Genomic DNA, 16,966 nt, shown 5'->3' with positions numbered 1-16,966 from the left:
CATTATCCACAATTCGTGGATTCTGTTTGCAGCCAGCCCCTGTTTTTCCGGCGCCTGCCAATGCCTACACTGCCAGTCATCGAAACCCACAGGAGCCCTCGCCATGAAAGCCATGATTCTCAAAGCGGCCGGCCAGCCGCTGGTCCAAGCCGAAATCGCCAAGCCGGTAGCGGCGGCAGGTCAGGTGCTGGTACGCATCCATGCCAGCGCCGTCAATCCGCTCGACCTCAAGATCGCCGCCGGAAAGGCTGCCCATGCGCGCATGCCGTTGCCGGCGGTGCTGGGCATCGACATGGCGGGCGTGGTGGAGGCGGCCGGCCCTGGCGTTACCGCATTCGCCCCGGGCGACGCCGTATTCGGCATGACGGGAGGCGTGGGTGGCGTGCAGGGCTCTCTGGCCGAATATGCTGCTGTCGACGCCGACCTGCTGGCACATGCGCCACGCACCATCGGCCTGCGCGAAGCGGCAGCCCTGCCGCTGGCCTTCATCACCGCATGGGAAGGGCTGGTGGACCGGGCGCGCGTACAGGCCGGCCAGTCGGTGCTGGTGCAGGGCGGCGCAGGCGGTGTTGGCCGCATGGTCGTGCAGCTCGCGCTGGCCTTTGGCGCCCAGGTTGCGGCAACCGGCCGTGCCGGCCAGCGCGAAGCGATCGAAGCCCTTGGGGCGCGCTTCATCGAGCAGGCCGAAGGCGAGGAATTCGACATCGTGTACGACACGGTCGGCGGCGAAGTGCTGGATGCATCGTTTCGCGTGGTTCGCGAGTACGGCGGGCACGTGGTCAGTGCCCTTGGCTGGGGTACCCATGCCCTGGCGCCGCTGTCGTTCCGGGCAGCCAGCTATTCCGGCGTATTCACCCTGCTGCCCCTGTTGTCGGGCAAGGGGCGCGCGGCGCATGGCGCCATCCTGCGCGAGGCCGCGCGGCTGGTCGATGCAGGTAAGCTGTCGGTGCAGTTGAATGCCGAGCGCTTCACGCTCGCGCAAGCGAACCACGCGCATGCAGCAGCCGGGGGAGGTAAAGTAGTGGTAAATATTGCCTGAGCAGGGCGGCTATTGCGGCGCGGGCGGAGCATCGGCCGAGGCGCCAGCCGGCGCAGCCTCCGCGTCGAAACGCATCTTCGACTTCTTGCTCTCCGCCACGTAAGTCCCCAGCTTGGTTCCGCTGGCGGTGGTATTGCCGCCCTCGGCGACCAGGGTGCAGCCCTGGGTTTCCACCTGCCAGACATACTTTCCGGCGCGCAGGCTCCAGACATTGTCGCCGCTGGCGAACAACTCGAACTCCAGTCCTTCCAGCGGCATCTCGCCCAAGGAAATCGCCCGCTGGCATTCCGGCAGTCGCGCGGCCATCAGCGTGTACTGCGCATCTTCCTTCCAGAAAAATTCCTGCTGCCGCCGCACGGTCAGCGTATGTTCGCGCGTGCCGTCCGCATAGAAGGTTGCGGAATCATTAACGCAGCCAGCCAGCAATAACAGCGGCACGACAGTCAGGATTTTGCGCATGGGCGAAAGGAAGTGATTGGTTTGAAAGCAATTATAGCCTCCGCGCACGATTGCCGCGCAAGCTCCGCCGTAGGCGTACACTGGGAGCTTCCGATGACTGTCTGACCATTTCAATGCAAAGAAGTTCGACCATCGATGACCAGGGCTTTCGCCGAATCCTCAACCGGAATGTGAAGGTCCCGCTGCTCGGCGGGATCGTTGCTGCCGGCATTTTCGTTGTGCTGTTCGCCTACCTGATGAGTACATGGAGCGCGGTGGAATCCACCGAGCGCGCGATCGGCAATGCGCAGGAATTGCGCAAGCTGGCGGTCGACATGGAAAGCGGCATGCGCGGCTTCCTGCTGACAGGTGATGATGCCTATCTTGCTCCCTACATTGCCGCGCGCCCGCGTTTCGAGGCCTCTTCCGAGTCGCTGCGCGAACTGGTGGAGGACGACTCCACCCAGGTCGAGCGCCTGCGCCAGATCCGCGCCCAGCACCAGGCGTGGATGCGTGCGGCGGACCAGATGATCGCAACCCGCCGCCAGCAGGGCGACTACCTCGGCATGTTGCGCGCCGGCGCCGCCAAGGCGGCCCTGGAAGACCTGCGCGAACAGTTCCGCGCGTTCATCGCGCATGAAGAGCGGGAGCGCGCCAATCGCGGCGAGGCGGTGCGCGTGGTGGGCTTCTGGACAGTGGCGATCTTCCTTGCCGTCAGCCTGGCGGTGAGCAGCCTGCTGGCGTGGCTCGGGCGGCGCGACCTGATGCGGCTGTCGGACGTCTATCGCGATGCGCTGCAGGAGCAGCACACGCATGCTTACCAGTTGCAGCACCAGGCCTGGCTGCGCGAGGGCCAGAGCCAGCTGGCCGAGCAGGGCATAGGCCAGATGGCCTTGCCGCTGCTGTCGTCGACGCTGCTGGACTTCATGGCGCGCTACCTGGACGTGGCGGTGGCCTCGTTCTACGTGGTCAAGCCGGATGGATCGCTGGAGCGCACGGCGGCCCATGGCTTCCGCCAGGAGGATGAGGCGAAGGGGCAGCATTTGCTGCCGGGTGAAGGCCTGGTGGGCCAGGCTGCGCGCACGCGGCGCGCCGTGCACATGGCGCAGCTGCCGGCCGGCTATATCAAGGTGTCTTCGTCGCTGGGCGACGGCATGCCGCAACAGCTTGTGCTGCTGCCGGTGCATAGCGATGGCCGGGTGAACGGCGTGGTGGAGCTGGGCTTCCTGCGCGAAGTGGGGCGGCGCGAGCTGGACTTCCTCGAACTGGTCGCGGGCAATGTCGGCATGGCGATCGAGGCGACCGTTGCCCGCCAGCGCCTGGCCGAGGTGCTGGCCGAAACGCAGTCGCTGAACGAGGAATTGCAGGTGCAGCAGGAGGAGCTGCGTACCGCCAACGAGGAACTGGAGGAGCAGTCGCGCGTGCTGGAGCGCTCGCAGGTCAGCCTGGAAACGCAGAAGCTGGAACTGGAGCAGAGCAACCAGAAGCTGGAGCTGCAAGCGGAAATGCTGGACCAGCGCAATGCCGCCCTGGCCGCGGCGCGCGTCGACGTGGAGGCGCGGGCGCGCGACCTGGAGCGGGCCAGCGAATACAAGTCGCAGTTCCTGGCGAACATGTCGCACGAACTGCGCACGCCGTTGAACAGTTCCATGATCCTGGCCAAGCTGCTGGCCGACAACGCGCAGGGCAACCTGGATGAGGAGCAGGTGCGGTTTGCGCAGACCATCTACAACGCCGGCAACGACCTGCTGGCGCTGATCAACGATATCCTCGATATCTCCAAGGTGGAGGCGGGCAAGCTGGAACTGGCGCCGGAAGAAGTGGCCTTGCAGGCGATGATCGATTCCCTGCAGGCGGCCTTTGTCCCGCTGGCGCGGGAAAAGCAGCTCGAGTTCGTGGTCGACCTTTTGCCCGGCCTGCCGGAAAAGGTCTATACCGACCGGCAGCGGCTGGAGCAGATCCTCAAGAACCTGTTGTGCAACGCGGTCAAGTTCACCGATCGCGGCAAGGTGATCCTGCGCGTGTCGCCGGGCGAGGCGGGCTTGCTGCGCTTTGCCGTCATCGATACCGGCGTCGGCGTTCCGGCCGAGCAGCAGGGCGCGATCTTCGATGCCTTCCAGCAGGGCGACGGCACGCCAAGCCGGCGCTTTGGCGGGACCGGCCTGGGCTTGTCGATTTCGCGCGACCTGGCGCGCTTGCTGGGCGGGGAAGTCGAGTTGTCCAGCGTGGAAGGGCAGGGCAGCACCTTCACTTTGCTGTTGCCGACGCAGTGGGCGGTAGCTGCGCCGCCCGGCGACGCGGCGCTGCAGCCGGCAGGCCGTGCGGACGCACCGCCTAGCGGGCCCGCCGCCGCACCGCCTGTCGCCGCAACCGCGCCGCTATCGATGCCGGGCGACCTGCCGATCGCCGCCGCCGGTCCGGGCGAGGCCGGCGCCCCGCTGCGCCCCTTCGACGACGACCGCGCCGCCGCCCCGCCGCCGGAGCGCAAAGTGCTGATCATCGAAGACGACCCCGACTTCGCCCGCATCCTGTACGACCTGGCGCACGAATCGAATTATCGCGCCCTGGTCGCCTTCACCGCCGAGGAAGGCCTGAAGCTGGCCGAAGAACACCAGCCGCAAGCCGTCATGCTCGACATCCGCCTGCCCGACCGTTCTGGCCTGTCGGTGCTGCAAATGCTGAAAGACAACCCGCAAACCCGCCACATTCCCGTGCATGTGATCAGCGGCGCCGACAGCGGCGAAGCAGCCCTGCACCTGGGCGCCATCGGCTTTGTGCACAAGCCCGCCGGGCGCAGCCAGCTGCTGGCCGTGTTCGAGCGCCTGGAGCGCCGCTTCACGCAAAAGATCAAGCACATCCTGCTGGTGGAAGACGACGCCCGCCAGCGCGACAGCATGGTCAAGCTGATCGAAGACGAGGACATCGCCATCGCAGCCGTCTCCAGCGGCGCCGAAGCGCTGGAGCAGCTCCGCGCCACCATCTTCGACTGCATGATCATGGACCTGAAACTTCCCGACATGCAAGGCAGCGAACTGCTGCAGCACATGTCGCAGCAGGAGATCGCCAGCTTTCCGCCGGTGATTGTCTATACTGGACGTAGCATGACGCGCGCCGAAGAAGCGGAGCTGTCGAAATACTCGCGCTCCATCATCATCAAGGGCGCCCGCTCGCCGGAGCGCCTGCTGGACGAAGTCACCCTGTTCCTGCACAAGGTCGAGTCCCAGCTCTCCAGCGAACGGCAAACCATGCTGAAGGCAGTGCGCAGCCGCGACCGCGTCTTCGAAGGCCGCCGCATCCTGCTGGTGGACGACGACGTGCGCAACATCTTCGCCCTGACCAGCGCCATCGAACAACAGGGAGCCCTGGTGGAAATCGCCCGCAATGGCCAAGAAGCCCTCGACAAGCTCGATGCCGTGCCCGACATCGACCTGGTGCTGATGGACATCATGATGCCCGGCATGGACGGCCTGGAAGCCACGCGCCGCCTGCGCGCCGACCCGCGCTTCGCCCGCCTGCCGGTGATCGCCATCACCGCCAAGGCCATGAAGGACGACCAGGAGCAATGCCTGGCCGCCGGCGCCAACGACTACCTGGCCAAGCCGATCGACCTGTCGCGCCTGTATTCATTGCTCCGCGTGTGGATGCCTGCCCTGGACACGGTGTGATGAGCGACGGCGCACAAATCGGCAGCGTCGACATCGAGCTGCGCATGCTGATGGAGGCGATCTTCCTCAGGTACAGCTACGACTTCCGCGACTACACCGGCGCTTCGCAGAAACGCCGCGTGTTGCACGCCATGGGTGAAATGGGCTGCGCCACCGTCTCGCAGCTGCAATCGCGCGTGCTGCACGAGCCCAACGCCTTCAGCCAGCTGCTGCAATACCTGACCATCCCCGTCACGGAAATGTTCCGCGACCCCACGTACTACATCGGCCTGCGCGAGCATGTGACCCCGGTGCTCGGAACCTACCCCTCGCTGAAGATCTGGGTCGCGGGCTGCAGCACCGGCGAGGAAGTGTATTCGCTCGCCATCCTGCTGAAGGAAGAAGGCCTGCTGGAGCGCAGCCTCATTTACGCGACCGACATCAACCCGCAATCGCTGGAAAAAGCCAGGAAAGGCGTTTTCCCGCTCGAGAACATGCGCACCTACACCGCCAATTACCAGGCGGCCGGCGGCAAGCGCGCTTTCTCCGACTACTACACGGCCGCCTACAACGCCGCCCTGTTCGACCGCTCGCTGTGCGAAAACGTCACCTTCGCCGACCATAGCCTGGCTACCGACTCGGTGTTCGCCGAAACCCAATTCATCAGCTGTCGCAACGTGATGATCTACTTCAACAAGAAGCTGCAGGAACGGGCCCTCGGGCTGTTCCACGAGTCGCTTTGCCATCGCGGCTTCCTGGGGCTGGGCAGCAAGGAGAGCATCGACTTCTCCACTTACGCTTCCCGGTTTGAAGTGCTCGCCAAGCGCGACCGCCTGTTCAGGAAAAAATAATGCAAACCGACCCTGCGCTGGACATGGCTGTGCGAGGCCGAACCACGGAGGCGATCGTCATTGGCGCGTCGGCCGGCGGCGTGAACGCCTTGATCCAGGTGCTGCCGGCACTGCCGCGCGGTTACCGCCTGCCGATCGTGGTGGTGCTGCATGTGAGGAGCGGTCGCCAAAACCAGCTGGTGGACGTCTTCCAACAACGGGTGCAGGTACCGGTGCGCGAAGCGGGCGACAAGGAAGACATCATTCCGGGTACCCTGTATTTTGCGCCAGCCGGTTACCACCTGTTGCTTGAAAATGAACGCAGCTTTTCGCTGAGCTGCGACGCACCGTTGCACTTTGCACGTCCCGCAATCGACATTACTATGGAATCAGCGGCAGACGTGTATGGATCACGCCTGGCGGGCATGCTGCTGACCGGCGCCAATGACGACGGCGCGCAAGGCATGGCCGCCATTGGCAAGGCGGGCGGCCTGACGGTGGTGCAGGACCCGGAAGAAGCCAATGTCGGCGTGATGCCGCTGGAGGCCATCCGCGTGCGCCAGCCGGACCTGGTGTTGCCGCTGGAACAAATCAAGCAACTATTGCTGATGCTGGAGAAGCACTGATGGAACCGACCAATGTCCTGCTGGTGGACGACTTGCCGGAAAACCTGCGCGCGCTGAATGCCCTGGTGCGCGCCGACGACCGCGTGATCTACCAGGCCCGTACCGGCGAAGAGGCGCTCGCCCTGTTGCTCGAACATGAATTCGCGCTGGCCATCGTCGACGTGCAGATGCCGGGCATGGACGGCTTTGAACTGGCTGAACTGATGCGCGGCACCGGCAAGACGCGCCATATCCCGATCGTCTTCGTGAGCGCCGCCGGCAAGGAGCTGAATTACGCCTTCAAGGGCTACGAAGCGGGCGCGGTGGACTTCCTCTACAAGCCGCTCGATCCGGAGGCGGTGAAAAGCAAGGTCAATGTCTTTGTCGACCTGTTCCGCCAAAAGCAGGAAGTGCGGCAGATCGTCGAACAGCGCGAGGCCACGGTGCGCGAGCTGAACGCCGTGCAGCAGGAACTGCAACGCGCGCTGGAAATGCGCGACCAGTTCATGTCCATGGTGGCGCACGAGCTGCGCACGCCGCTCAACACCCTGTACCTGGAAGCGCAGATGCGCAAGCTGCAGCTCGAACGCGGCAACATGGACCACTTCGCGCCGGAGCAGCTGGAACGCATGGTGGCGCGCGACATGCGCCAGATCCACGCCATGGTGCGCCTGATCGACGATATGCTCGACGTATCGCGCATCCGCGCCGGCAAGCTGTCGATCCGCCCGGCCCGCGTCGACCTGGAGGCGCTGCTGCAGCGCATCGTCGGCGACCTGTCGCACCAAGCCGCCGACATGCACAGCGAACTGCGCCTGTCGATCGTGCAGCCCGTGGCCGGGTGCTGGGACGAGTTCCGCGTGGAGCAGGTCATCGTCAACCTGATTAACAACGCCCTGCGCTACGGCGGCGGAAAGCCGGTCGACGTGCGCCTGCATGCCGACAGCCAGAACGCCCGTATCGAGGTGATCGACCAGGGCGTCGGCATCCCCGAGGAAGTGCTGCCGAAAATCTTCGAACCCTTCGAACGCGGAAAGATGGAAGGCATGCCGGCCGGCCTGGGCCTGGGCCTCTACATCTCGCGCCAGCTGGCCGAAGCCCACGGCGGCACGCTCTCGGCCCGCAGCAAGCCGAACGAAGGCGCCACCTTCATCTTCACGTTGCCGCGCGCCGACGAAAAGCCCACGCCGGGCACGGGAAGCACCAAGGACATTTTGCCTTTGCCAGCGAGTTGTGCCTAGAATGTCCCCATGAACCGGGACTTGCTCAGGGAACGCAGGGAATGGCTACTGCGGCGCAATTGCTCATTGTCGCCCCAGCAGATGGGGATGGCTTATGCCCTGATGTGCCTGCTCTCGTTTGCGGTTGCCACCGGCTTTGTGATCATGGGCATGTGGCAGGTGCTGTTGTTCACCGTGCTGGAGATGACGGCCGTGGCGGCCGCCTTCCTTTACTTCGCCCGCCATGCCACGGACTATGAACACATCGTGCTCGCCAACGGCAAGCTGCTGGTGGAGCAGGTCTCCGCCGGCAAAATGAGCGTGACGCAGCTCGAACTCTACTTCCTCCGGCTGCAGATGCCCGCCCGCTACGGCGACCTGATTCACCTTGAATCGAATGGCGTCGCAGTCGATATCGGCTACTTCGCCACCGACCCGCGCCGCCGCGCGCTGGCCCAGGAGCTGCGCGCGGAAGTGCAGGGCGGCTTGTTCAGCAACTAGGTGCCAGCCGTCAGAAGCGGTAGCCTACGCCCACGCCGAACATGACCGGGTCAACCTTGACCTTGCTGACCTTGGTGCCGGCAAGCAGCACGTCGCTGCGGATCTGCACTTTCTTGATGTCCAGGTTGAGCGACCAGTTCTTGTCCAGCTTGCAGTCCACGCCAGCCTGCAGGGCCAGGCCGAAGCTGTCGTGTTCCAGGCTGCCCTGGCCGTCCAGGATCTTGTTCTTGGAGAAGGTGGTCCAGTTCACGCCCACGCCCAGGTAAGGGCTGAGCTGCGAGGATGGGGTGAAGTGGTACTGCGCCAGCAGGGTCGGCGGCAGGTGCTTGAACGTGCCGGCGGATTCGCCAGCCACATACACGGTGTGCTTCTGCGGATAGGTCAGCACCAGCTCGGCGGAGATATTCGGGGTGAAGAAGTAGGAAATATCCACTTCCGGAATGGTCTTGCTGCTGACGGTGATCAGGTCGGATGGGCCCACGCCGGCAATCGGGTCGGACTTGTCTGCGGGGTTGATGTGCACGGCACGTGCGCGCACTTGCCAAGGCGTTTCCTGTGCCATTGCACCAAACGCCACGCTACCCAGGACAACTGCCAAAATCGCTTTCTTCATTTCACTACCTCTTTCATGTGGTCATTGATATTCGGTAAGTAAAAGTCTATTGATGCGACGCAGCAAAATCTTTGACCTAAGTCAAAATTGCCCGAACGAACACAAGTTAGCTAAAACGAGAGTAAGATTCGCGAATTCACATCCCACCCTATCCCCGGAGGCAGGAAATGAAATTGCACGTCAATGGCCAGGTACGCGAGTTCGAGGCCGAAGAAGATACGCCCCTGTTGTGGGTGATCCGCGAACAGCTGGGACTCACCGGTACCAAATACGGCTGCGGCGTGGCGCAATGCGGCGCCTGCACCGTGCACATTGACGGCGAACCGACGCGCAGCTGCGTGCGCCCTGTCTCCACCGTGACGGCCGACCAGAAGATCGTCACCATCGAAGGCCTGAGCCTGGACGGCAGCCATCCCGTGCAAAAGGCCTGGGCCGCGCTGGACGTGCCGCAATGCGGCTTCTGCCAGTCCGGCATGATCATGGCCGCCGCCGCGCTGCTGAAGCAGAAGAAGAACCCGACCGACGCCGACATCGACGCGGCGATGACCAATATCTGCCGCTGCGGCACCTATAACCGCGTGCGCAAGGCCATCCACGTGATCGCCAGGGGCGGCGACGTGAAGACCGCAGGCCTGGACATCGTGGAAGGGAGCAAAGCATGAGCGCCGCAGTTTCTCATTCCCGTCGCAGCTTCCTCGGCCGCTCGCTGGGCGCCACCGCAGGCCTGATGTTCGGCTTCCATATCCCGTTCGCAGAAGCGCAGCAGGCGCAGGCCGCCGCGGCACCGGATGCGCCCGAGATCAACGCCTGGGTCGTGGTCAAGCCGGACGACACCATCGTGGTCCGCATCGCCCGTTCCGAGATGGGCCAGGGCACGCTGACCGGCCTGGCGCAACTGGTGGTGGAAGAACTGGATGGCGACTGGAGCAAGGTCACCACCGAATACCCGTCGCCCGGCCGCCAGCTGGCGCGCAATCGCGTCTGGGGCAGCTTCTCCACCGGCGGCAGCCGCGGCGTGCGCGAATCGCATGAATACGTCCGCAAGGGCGGCGCCGCAGCCCGCATGATGCTGGTGCAGGCCGCCGCCGCCCAGTGGGGCGTGCCGGCCGCCGAATGCGCGGCCGCGAAAAGCGTGATCACCCACACGCCGTCCGGCCGCACGCTCACCTACGGCAAGGTCGCCGACGCAGCAGGCAAGCTGCAGGCGCCCGCCGCTGCCGACATCAAGCTGAAAGATCCGAAAGACTGGAAGCTGGCAGGCAAGCGCCTGGCGCGCCTGGACACGGTCGACAAGACCACCGGCAAGCAGGTCTACGGCATGGACTTCAAGCTGCCCGGCATGCTGAACGCAGCGATCAAGGACTGCCCGGTCTTCGGCGGCAAGGTAAAAAGCTTCGACGCCGCCGCCATTGCCGGCAAGCCCGGCGTGAAGAAAGTGCTGCAGGTCGGCGACAGCGCCGTGGCCGTGGTGGCCGACACCTGGTGGCGCGCCCGCAGCGCCCTGGACGCCCTGCCGATCGAATGGGACAAAGGCCCCAACTCCGGCATGAACAGCAAGGACACCGCCGCCTGGATCAAGGCCGGCCTGGATGCACCGGAAGCGGCAGTCGGCAACAGCAACGGCGACGCCAAGGCCGCCCTGGCCCGCGCCCACCGCAAGATCGAAGCCGTCTACAGCTACCCCCACCAGAACCACGCCACCATGGAGGTGATGAACGCCACCGCCGTGTGGACGCCGGAGCGTTGCGACGTCTGGACCCCGACGCAGAACGGCGAAGCCGCCCTGGCCGCGACCAGCGAGGCAGCCGGCCTGCCGCAGTCCAAATGCGACGTGACCAAGCTGCATCTCGGCGGCGGTTTCGGACGGCGCGGCGCCACGCACGACTGGGTAACCCAGGTCGTGAAGATCGCCAGGGAAATGCCGGGCACGCCGATCAAATTGATCTGGACCCGCGAAGAAGACATGCAGCACGGCCGCTACCACCCGGTCACCCAGTGCAAGCTGACCGCAGGCCTGGACGCCAAAGGCGAGGTAACCTCGCTGCACATGCGCATCGCCGGCCAATCGATCCTCGCCGCGCTGTTCCCGCAGAACGTCAAGGACGGCAAGGACCCTGCAGTCTTCCAGGGCCTGAACCCGCCCGGCCCGGAAGCCTCGTTCGGCTACACCATCCCGAACCTGCTGATCGACCACGCCATGCGCAACCCCGCCGTGCCGCCAGGCTTCTGGCGCGGCGTGAACCTGAACCAGAACACGATCTACGTCGAATGCTTCCTCGACGAAATCGCGCACGCCACGAAACAGGACCCGCTGGCCCTGCGCCGCAAGCTGATGAAGGACAGCCCGAAACACCTGGCAGTCCTGAACGCGGTGGCCGAGAAAGCCGGCTGGTCCAAGCCGCCGAAGAAAGGCATCTACCGCGGCATCGCGCAAACCATGGGTTTCGGCAGCTACGTCGCCGCCGTGGCGGAAGTCTCGGTCAGCAAGGACGGCAAGCTGAAGATCCACCGCATCGTCGCCGCCACCGACCCAGGCCACGCCGTGAACCCGCAGCAGATCGAAGCGCAAGTGGAAGGCAGCTTCGTCTACGGCCTGAGCGCAGCGCTCTACGGCGAGATCACGATCAAGGACGGCGCAGCAGAGCAAACCAACTTCGACACCTACAACGTGCTGAAGATGGACGAAATGCCGAAAGTCGAAACGGTCGTGATGCCAAGCGGCGGCTTCTGGGGAGGCGTAGGCGAGCCGACGATCGCCGTCGCCGCCCCCGCAGTGTTGAACGCCATCTTCGCCGCCACAGGCAAGCGCATCCGCGACCTCCCACTGAAGAACCACAGCCTGAAAAAGGCATAAAGAAATGCCGCCAGTCCGCGGCCCGCGAGCAGACTGGGTCAGACCCTTGGGTCTGACCCAGGTTTACCGGTTTTGGCTTGCAGCCCTGTTGACGCTCAACACCGCCCAAGCCCAGGAAGGCAACGCGGAAACCGGCCGCGCCATCGTCGCCAGCCGCCAGCAAGGCCTCTGTCTCCTCTGCCACAGCGCCCCCATCCCCGAGGAACGCTTCCAGGGCAACCTGGCCCCCGACCTCGCCGGCGTCGGCGACCGCTACACCAGGTCCGAGCTCCGCCAGCGAATCGCAGACAGCAGCGCCATCAACCCCAGCACCATCATGCCCTCATACGCCAAAACGGAAGGCCTCACACGCGTAGCCCCCGCCTACCGCGACAAGCCAATCTTCACCGCTCAGCAGATCGAAGACGTGGTCGCCTACCTCGTCACGCTCAAGGCCGCAGAAAAGAAATGACCACCCGCCGCCAACTCCTCGCCGCGTTGCCGCTACTGGCGCTAGTCCGCCCCGCCCGAGCGACGCCCGCCGAGATGACAGCCGCCATCGCCGCCTACACCAGCAACGCCAGCATCCAGCGCGGCCGCGTGCAGATCGACATCGCCCAACTGATCGACAACGGCAACGCAGTCCCCATCACGGTAAGGGTCGACAGCCCGATGACCGAGCAAGCCCACGTCACCGACATCGCCATCTTCAACGAAAAGAACCCGCTCCCCGACGTCGCGAGATTCAAGCTGACGGCCCTGGCCGGCACGCCGGAAATCAGCACCCGCATCCGCCTCGCCACCAGCCAGACGCTCACCGCCCTGGCCCGCACCAGCGACGGCCAATGGTGGCAGCAGACGGTCGACGTGATCGTCGCCCTGGCGGCCTGCGTAGAAGGGGAGCCCATCTGACATGGCCAGCGCCCTGATCCACATGCCCGCCAGCGCCAGGCCCGGCGAGATAATCGAAGTACGCGCCCTGATCGCCCACACGATGGAGACCGGCTTCCGCCCCGGCCCCGACGGCAAGCCCCTCCCGCGCGACATCATCCGCAAATTCGAATGCCGCTACAACGGCAAGCAGGTCATCAGCGCCGAGCTGCATCCCGCCACGAGCGCCAACCCGTATATAGCCTTCTTCATCAAGGCAGCCACCAGCGGCCCGCTCGAATTCACCTGGACCGGCGACAACAGTTTCGCACAAACCGAAACCAGGCAGCTGCAGGTGCAACCATGAAGCCAACGTTCGCACTGCTACTGGCGCTAGCCGTCACCACAGCCGCCAGCGCAGACAGGGTCAGACCCTCCGGGTCTGACCCTGGTTTACCGGTTTTAGAGCGCAAATCCGGCCGCGACTACATGTCCCCCGCCACGCAAGCGATGCAAGCCGACGACACCCAAAACCCCGCCATTCTCTGGGTCGCCAACGGCGAAGCGCTCTGGCGTAGCGCCCCCATCGGCGGCAACGGCAAATCCTGCGCCACCTGCCACACCGACGCCAAGTCCAGCATGCGCGGCGCAGCCGCAAAATTCCCCCGCTTCAGCCAATCAGCCGGCAAGGTGATCACGCTATCCGGCCAGGTCAACCAATGCCGCACCGGCGCCCTGAAGGCCGCCCCGCTGAAGCCAGAATCACCCGACCTGCTGGGCCTGGAAACCTACATCGCCCTGCAAAGCCGCGGCATGCCTGTGACGCCGGCAGCCGACAAGGAAACCAGGCAAGCCGCCGATCGCGGCCAAAAACTCTTCACTACCCGCATCGGCCAGCTGAACCTGAGCTGCGCCCAATGCCACGACAACAACGCCGGCAAACGCCTGGCCGGCGCACCCATCCCCCAAGGCCACGCCAACGCCTATCCCATCTACCGGCTGGAATGGCAAGGCGCAGGAAGCCTGCAACGCCGCCTGCGCAACTGCATGAGCGGCGTGCGAGCCGAAGTCCCTCCTTACGGCGCCCCCGACCTGGTAGACCTCGAAGCCTACCTTGCCCTGCGCGCCCAGGGCATGCCACTAGAAACCCCAGGAGTCCGCCCATGAAGACAATCGCCGCACTGATGCTCGCGCTGTCCGCCACGCTCCCCGCCGCCGCCGTAGAAGCGATCCCGAACGGCGCCCGCCTCGCAGCCAGCTGCACCGGCTGCCATGGCACCAACGGCGCCACGCAAGGCAATGCGCTGCCGCCGCTGGCCGGCCAGCCCAAGGACCAGCTGCAGGCCGCGCTGAGGGACTTCAAATCCGGCAAACGCCCCGCCACCATCATGACCCAGCTCGCCAAAGGGTACACTGACGAACAATTGGAAATATTGGCAGCGTACTTCGCCGCCCAGAAAAAATAAAAATGCGATTCAAACTGGCCCATAGCCTGCTGGCTGCGGCGTTGGCGCTGACCACATGTGGCGCCGGCGCCCAGCACATCTCCTTGCAACACTTCGGACAAAGCGAAGGCCTTGGCAACCTTTCGCTCACGGCACTGGCCCAGGATGCCAGCGGCTACCTGTGGGTAGGCACCGAGAATGGCCTGTTCCGCTACAACGGCGCGGAATTCCGCCGTTACGGCAGCACGCAGGCAATGGACGACACCTTCGTCACCGCCCTGCACAGCAGCTCGTCCGGCGCCCTTTGGGTAGGCAATCATGCGGGCCTGTACCGGCTGCAGCAGGACCGCCTGGTTCCCGTGCTATGGGAAGGCAAGAAGCTGCCCGTATGGCCGCTCCAGCCCCTGGCCGAAAGCCCCGCCGGCGAAACGCTGCTGGCAAGCGAGGGCGATCTGTTCGCCCTTGCTACGAAGGGCGACCGCACCAGCATCCGCCAGTATTTCGACGCCGCCGCGCTGCAGGCGCACGCCGAGCTGAAATCGGTCCGCAGCGTCCACGTCGACGAAAAAGGCACGCTGTGGATGGCATGCAAGGAATCGCTCTGCCAGGCCAGCGGGAAAGACATCCGCGTATTCAGCGAACAGGAAGGCCTGCCGCACGACCAATGGACCAGCATTGCAAGCGACAGGGCCGGCAACCTCTGGATTCGCAGCGAAAAGCGCATCTTCACGCTGCCCCAGGGCGCAACGCGCTTCGAAGACCGCACGCCGTCGCAAGACGTAATGCGCAAGCACATGCTGCGCAGCGAGCTGCACATCGACGACAGCGGCAACGTGCTTACCAACGCCGATAACGGCCTGCTGCGCTGGCGCCAGGGCCGCTGGGAGTCCTACGGCAAGGAAAACGGCCTCGATGCGGGCGGCGGCGTCACCGACATCCTTCGCGATCGCGGACGCGGCACCTGGCTGGCAACGCGCGGCCGCGGCCTGCTGCACTGGCGCGGCTACGGCAACTGGGAAAGCTGGACCATGCAGCAAGGCCTGCCGGATGACGTGATCATCTCCGTCAAGCGCGACCGCGAAGGCCGGCTGCACGTAGGCACCCGTTCCGGCCACGCCGTGATGGAGCCCGGCGCCAACGGGTTCACAACGCCGCCAACCCCGCCAGCCCTGGCCGACCAGCAATGGTCCACGATGGAAACGGACCGCAACGGCAGGCTATGGGCCGGAAGCTATTCCGGCATGCTGATGCGCTCCCTGCCGGACACCCGGAAGACCGAACTGGTCGCCAGGCTGCCCTTCATTTCGCAGGTGCTGGCCGACCGCAAAGGCCAGCTGTGGCTCACCACCTGGAAAGGCGTCTACACCCTGCCCGACAACGCGCCAGCCGGCACGCAGCCGCAAGTGGTAAAGATGCCGTCCACCGCAAACCGCCACCCCGAAAACCCGGTCGGCCCGGGCTGCATGGACGCGCAAGGCGGCATCTGGCTGCCCAGCCAGTCCGACATCCTGCATTACGACGGCACTGCGTGGAAAGCGCTGGAGTTCGGCGCCGCATTAGGCGACGGCACCTTCGACGGCATCGCCTGTTCGCGCAACGGCACCCTGTGGGCCAGCACCGGCGGCACGCTGTGGAGCCTGAAAGTGCAGGGCGAAGCAAAGGCGACACGCATCGAAGCCCCTGTGCTGCGCGACCGCACGATGTACGCCATGTTCGAAGGCAGCCGCGGCTGGCTGTGGATCGCCACCGACGCCGGCTTCGCCGTCTGGAATGGAAGCCGCTGGCGCATGCTGAACGAGACCCACGGCCTGGTGTGGAATGACCTGAATGGCGTGGGCTTCTACGAGGACAAGGACGGCTCGATGTGGATCGTCACCAGCAACGGCCTGTCCCACGTGCTGCGCCCGGAAACCCTGTTCGAGGTAAGCACGCCGGAAGCCGTGATTGAAGAAGCCCTGCGCGGCGGCCGCCCGCTGCCAGCAAATGCCGGGCGCCTGCCATGGTCGCAGGACCCGGTGGTATTCCGCCTCGCCAGCCTCCAGTTCGAAGGGCGGCAAGGCCTGCGCTACCGCTACCGCCTGGCCGGCATGGAAGACCAGTGGAACGAATCAGTGCTGCCTGAAATGCGCTACGCCGCGCTGCCTGCCGGCGACTACCGCTTCCAGGCCATGGCCGTGGATGTGGAAGGCGCCGTGCAGCCGAAGCCCACCGAACTCGCATTCTCCATCGCTCCACCGTGGTGGCGCAGCTATCCCTTCTATGCCCTGTGCGCTGCGGCCGTGATTTTCGGCTTCCTGCTGTTCCACCGCATGCGGTTGCTGGTTCACAAGCGCCACGAAGCAGAGCTGGAAGCCATGGTGCAGGAACGCACGCGCGAATTGGAAGAGGCCCAGGAAGCGCTGCGTGTCAGGGCGCTGAAAGATGCCCTGACACGCACCTGGAACCGAGGCGCGATGATGGAAATCCTTGAGCGCGAAATCGGAAAATGCCAGCGCACGGGCGAAAGCTTCGTGCTGGTCCTGCTCGACCTGGACTTCTTCAAGCGCGTCAATGATACGCACGGCCACCTGGCAGGCGACGCCGTGCTGGTGGAAACCTCCCGCCGCCTGATCGCTGCAACGCGCTCTTACGACGCCGTAGGCCGCTACGGCGGCGAAGAATTCATCGTACTGCTGCCTGGCCTGACCCTGCCAGCCGGCGCTGCCCGCATCGAAACCCTGCACCGGGCTATCCGCAGCGAGCCGGTCGACATTGGCGGCGAGGCAGGTTTGCCAGTGACCGCCAGCTTCGGCGTGGTGGCGTTCACACCGCAACGGCAGGTTGCAGCTACCGAGCTGCTGCACCTGGCGGACGAAGCCCTGTACCGATCGAAACGCGAAGGACGCGACCGTATCAGTTATGTGGAAGATGCAATGCAAACCTGATTGA

General features: G+C 64.9%; 16 protein-coding genes. 14 read left to right on the top strand and 2 right to left on the bottom strand.

Annotated elements, in window-relative coordinates:
• Positions 1-103: 103 nt before the first annotated feature.
• On the top strand, positions 104-1,039 hold the full coding sequence (locus ACN9M3_RS00240) for a zinc-dependent alcohol dehydrogenase family protein (RefSeq protein ID WP_426319820.1): 936 nt from the start codon (positions 104-106) through the stop codon (positions 1,037-1,039).
• A gap of 9 nt (positions 1,040-1,048) precedes the next feature.
• On the opposite strand, the gene ACN9M3_RS00235 is transcribed toward ACN9M3_RS00240, so the two are convergent.
• Positions 1,049-1,498 (bottom strand): hypothetical protein, encoded by a 450-nt coding sequence (locus tag ACN9M3_RS00235; protein ID WP_426166440.1) that lies wholly within the window; start codon positions 1,496-1,498, stop codon positions 1,049-1,051.
• A gap of 113 nt (positions 1,499-1,611) precedes the next feature.
• Between ACN9M3_RS00235 and ACN9M3_RS00230 the strand changes: the two genes are divergently transcribed.
• Genes ACN9M3_RS00230 through ACN9M3_RS00210 form a run of 5 tightly spaced genes read left to right on the top strand, consistent with a single transcriptional unit; the run spans position 1,612 to position 8,277 of the window.
• Complete coding sequence (locus ACN9M3_RS00230; protein ID WP_426319818.1) at positions 1,612-5,142, top strand: response regulator; 3,531 nt, start codon at positions 1,612-1,614, stop codon at positions 5,140-5,142.
• The gene (locus tag ACN9M3_RS00225; RefSeq protein WP_426319816.1) at positions 5,142-5,972 is read left to right on the top strand and encodes a CheR family methyltransferase; all 831 of its coding nucleotides are present in this window, start codon (positions 5,142-5,144) and stop codon (positions 5,970-5,972) included. The genes ACN9M3_RS00230 and ACN9M3_RS00225 overlap by 1 nt, the downstream gene beginning before the upstream one ends.
• Entirely contained in the window at positions 5,972-6,577 is a 606-nt protein-coding gene (locus ACN9M3_RS00220; RefSeq protein WP_426319814.1) for a chemotaxis protein CheB, read from the top strand. Before ACN9M3_RS00225 ends, ACN9M3_RS00220 begins: the two co-directional genes overlap by 1 nt.
• Positions 6,577-7,797: a hybrid sensor histidine kinase/response regulator gene (locus ACN9M3_RS00215; RefSeq protein WP_426319812.1), complete on the top strand. Its 1,221-nt coding sequence runs from the start codon at positions 6,577-6,579 to the stop codon at positions 7,795-7,797. The genes ACN9M3_RS00220 and ACN9M3_RS00215 overlap by 1 nt, the downstream gene beginning before the upstream one ends.
• A gap of 9 nt (positions 7,798-7,806) precedes the next feature.
• Positions 7,807-8,277: a DUF2244 domain-containing protein gene (locus ACN9M3_RS00210; protein WP_426319810.1), complete on the top strand. Its 471-nt coding sequence runs from the start codon at positions 7,807-7,809 to the stop codon at positions 8,275-8,277.
• 10 nt (positions 8,278-8,287) lie between these two features.
• On the opposite strand, the gene ACN9M3_RS00205 is transcribed toward ACN9M3_RS00210, so the two are convergent.
• On the bottom strand, positions 8,288-8,890 hold the full coding sequence (locus tag ACN9M3_RS00205) for an OmpW/AlkL family protein (RefSeq protein ID WP_426319808.1): 603 nt from the start codon (positions 8,888-8,890) through the stop codon (positions 8,288-8,290).
• A 167-nt stretch (positions 8,891-9,057) separates the two neighbouring features.
• Here ACN9M3_RS00205 and ACN9M3_RS00200 point away from each other — a divergent pair, with 167 nt between their 5' ends.
• The 8 genes from ACN9M3_RS00200 (at position 9,058) to ACN9M3_RS00165 (ending at position 16,962) form a co-directional block, all read left to right on the top strand.
• Positions 9,058-9,552: a (2Fe-2S)-binding protein gene (locus tag ACN9M3_RS00200; protein WP_426319806.1), complete on the top strand. Its 495-nt coding sequence runs from the start codon at positions 9,058-9,060 to the stop codon at positions 9,550-9,552.
• Entirely contained in the window at positions 9,549-11,744 is a 2,196-nt protein-coding gene (locus tag ACN9M3_RS00195) for a molybdopterin cofactor-binding domain-containing protein (RefSeq protein ID WP_426319804.1), read from the top strand. The genes ACN9M3_RS00200 and ACN9M3_RS00195 overlap by 4 nt, the downstream gene beginning before the upstream one ends.
• Positions 11,745-11,832: 88 nt before the next feature.
• A complete protein-coding gene (soxX, locus tag ACN9M3_RS00190; RefSeq protein WP_426319802.1) occupies positions 11,833-12,195 on the top strand; it encodes a sulfur oxidation c-type cytochrome SoxX in 363 nt (120 codons plus the stop codon).
• Positions 12,192-12,635 carry a SoxY-related AACIE arm protein gene (locus ACN9M3_RS00185; protein WP_426319800.1) on the top strand — a complete coding sequence of 148 codons (444 nt, stop codon included), beginning with the start codon at positions 12,192-12,194 and terminating at the stop codon, positions 12,633-12,635. The genes soxX and ACN9M3_RS00185 overlap by 4 nt, the downstream gene beginning before the upstream one ends.
• Position 12,636: 1 nt before the next feature.
• A complete protein-coding gene (gene soxZ, locus ACN9M3_RS00180) occupies positions 12,637-12,960 on the top strand; it encodes a thiosulfate oxidation carrier complex protein SoxZ (protein ID WP_426319798.1) in 324 nt (107 codons plus the stop codon).
• A gap of 122 nt (positions 12,961-13,082) precedes the next feature.
• Positions 13,083-13,760: a sulfur oxidation c-type cytochrome SoxA gene (gene soxA, locus ACN9M3_RS00175; protein ID WP_426319796.1), complete on the top strand. Its 678-nt coding sequence runs from the start codon at positions 13,083-13,085 to the stop codon at positions 13,758-13,760.
• Complete coding sequence (locus tag ACN9M3_RS00170) at positions 13,757-14,059, top strand: c-type cytochrome (RefSeq protein ID WP_426319791.1); 303 nt, start codon at positions 13,757-13,759, stop codon at positions 14,057-14,059. Before soxA ends, ACN9M3_RS00170 begins: the two co-directional genes overlap by 4 nt.
• Before the next feature lie 2 nt (positions 14,060-14,061).
• Positions 14,062-16,962 (top strand): diguanylate cyclase, encoded by a 2,901-nt coding sequence (locus ACN9M3_RS00165; RefSeq protein WP_426319789.1) that lies wholly within the window; start codon positions 14,062-14,064, stop codon positions 16,960-16,962.
• Positions 16,963-16,966 lie beyond the last annotated feature (4 nt).

This window comes from Pseudoduganella sp. R-43, from assembly GCF_049913255.1.
Classification (GTDB): Bacteria; Pseudomonadota; Gammaproteobacteria; order Burkholderiales; family Burkholderiaceae_D; genus Rugamonas.
This window is presented reverse-complemented; position numbering and strand designations above follow the sequence as displayed.

Coding starts and splice junctions, on each gene's coding strand:
- ACN9M3_RS00235 (WP_426166440.1), bottom strand. CDS start 1,498: ATGCGCAAAATCCTGACTGTCGTGCCGCTGTTATTGCTGGCTGGCTGC.
- ACN9M3_RS00165 (WP_426319789.1), top strand. CDS start 14,062: ATGCGATTCAAACTGGCCCATAGCCTGCTGGCTGCGGCGTTGGCGCTG.
- ACN9M3_RS00225 (WP_426319816.1), top strand. CDS start 5,142: ATGAGCGACGGCGCACAAATCGGCAGCGTCGACATCGAGCTGCGCATG.
- ACN9M3_RS00195 (WP_426319804.1), top strand. CDS start 9,549: ATGAGCGCCGCAGTTTCTCATTCCCGTCGCAGCTTCCTCGGCCGCTCG.
- ACN9M3_RS00210 (WP_426319810.1), top strand. CDS start 7,807: ATGAACCGGGACTTGCTCAGGGAACGCAGGGAATGGCTACTGCGGCGC.
- ACN9M3_RS00205 (WP_426319808.1), bottom strand. CDS start 8,890: ATGAAGAAAGCGATTTTGGCAGTTGTCCTGGGTAGCGTGGCGTTTGGT.
- ACN9M3_RS00230 (WP_426319818.1), top strand. CDS start 1,612: ATGCAAAGAAGTTCGACCATCGATGACCAGGGCTTTCGCCGAATCCTC.
- ACN9M3_RS00220 (WP_426319814.1), top strand. CDS start 5,972: ATGCAAACCGACCCTGCGCTGGACATGGCTGTGCGAGGCCGAACCACG.
- soxA (WP_426319796.1), top strand. CDS start 13,083: ATGTCCCCCGCCACGCAAGCGATGCAAGCCGACGACACCCAAAACCCC.
- soxZ (WP_426319798.1), top strand. CDS start 12,637: ATGGCCAGCGCCCTGATCCACATGCCCGCCAGCGCCAGGCCCGGCGAG.
- ACN9M3_RS00170 (WP_426319791.1), top strand. CDS start 13,757: ATGAAGACAATCGCCGCACTGATGCTCGCGCTGTCCGCCACGCTCCCC.
- ACN9M3_RS00215 (WP_426319812.1), top strand. CDS start 6,577: ATGGAACCGACCAATGTCCTGCTGGTGGACGACTTGCCGGAAAACCTG.
- ACN9M3_RS00240 (WP_426319820.1), top strand. CDS start 104: ATGAAAGCCATGATTCTCAAAGCGGCCGGCCAGCCGCTGGTCCAAGCC.
- ACN9M3_RS00185 (WP_426319800.1), top strand. CDS start 12,192: ATGACCACCCGCCGCCAACTCCTCGCCGCGTTGCCGCTACTGGCGCTA.
- ACN9M3_RS00200 (WP_426319806.1), top strand. CDS start 9,058: ATGAAATTGCACGTCAATGGCCAGGTACGCGAGTTCGAGGCCGAAGAA.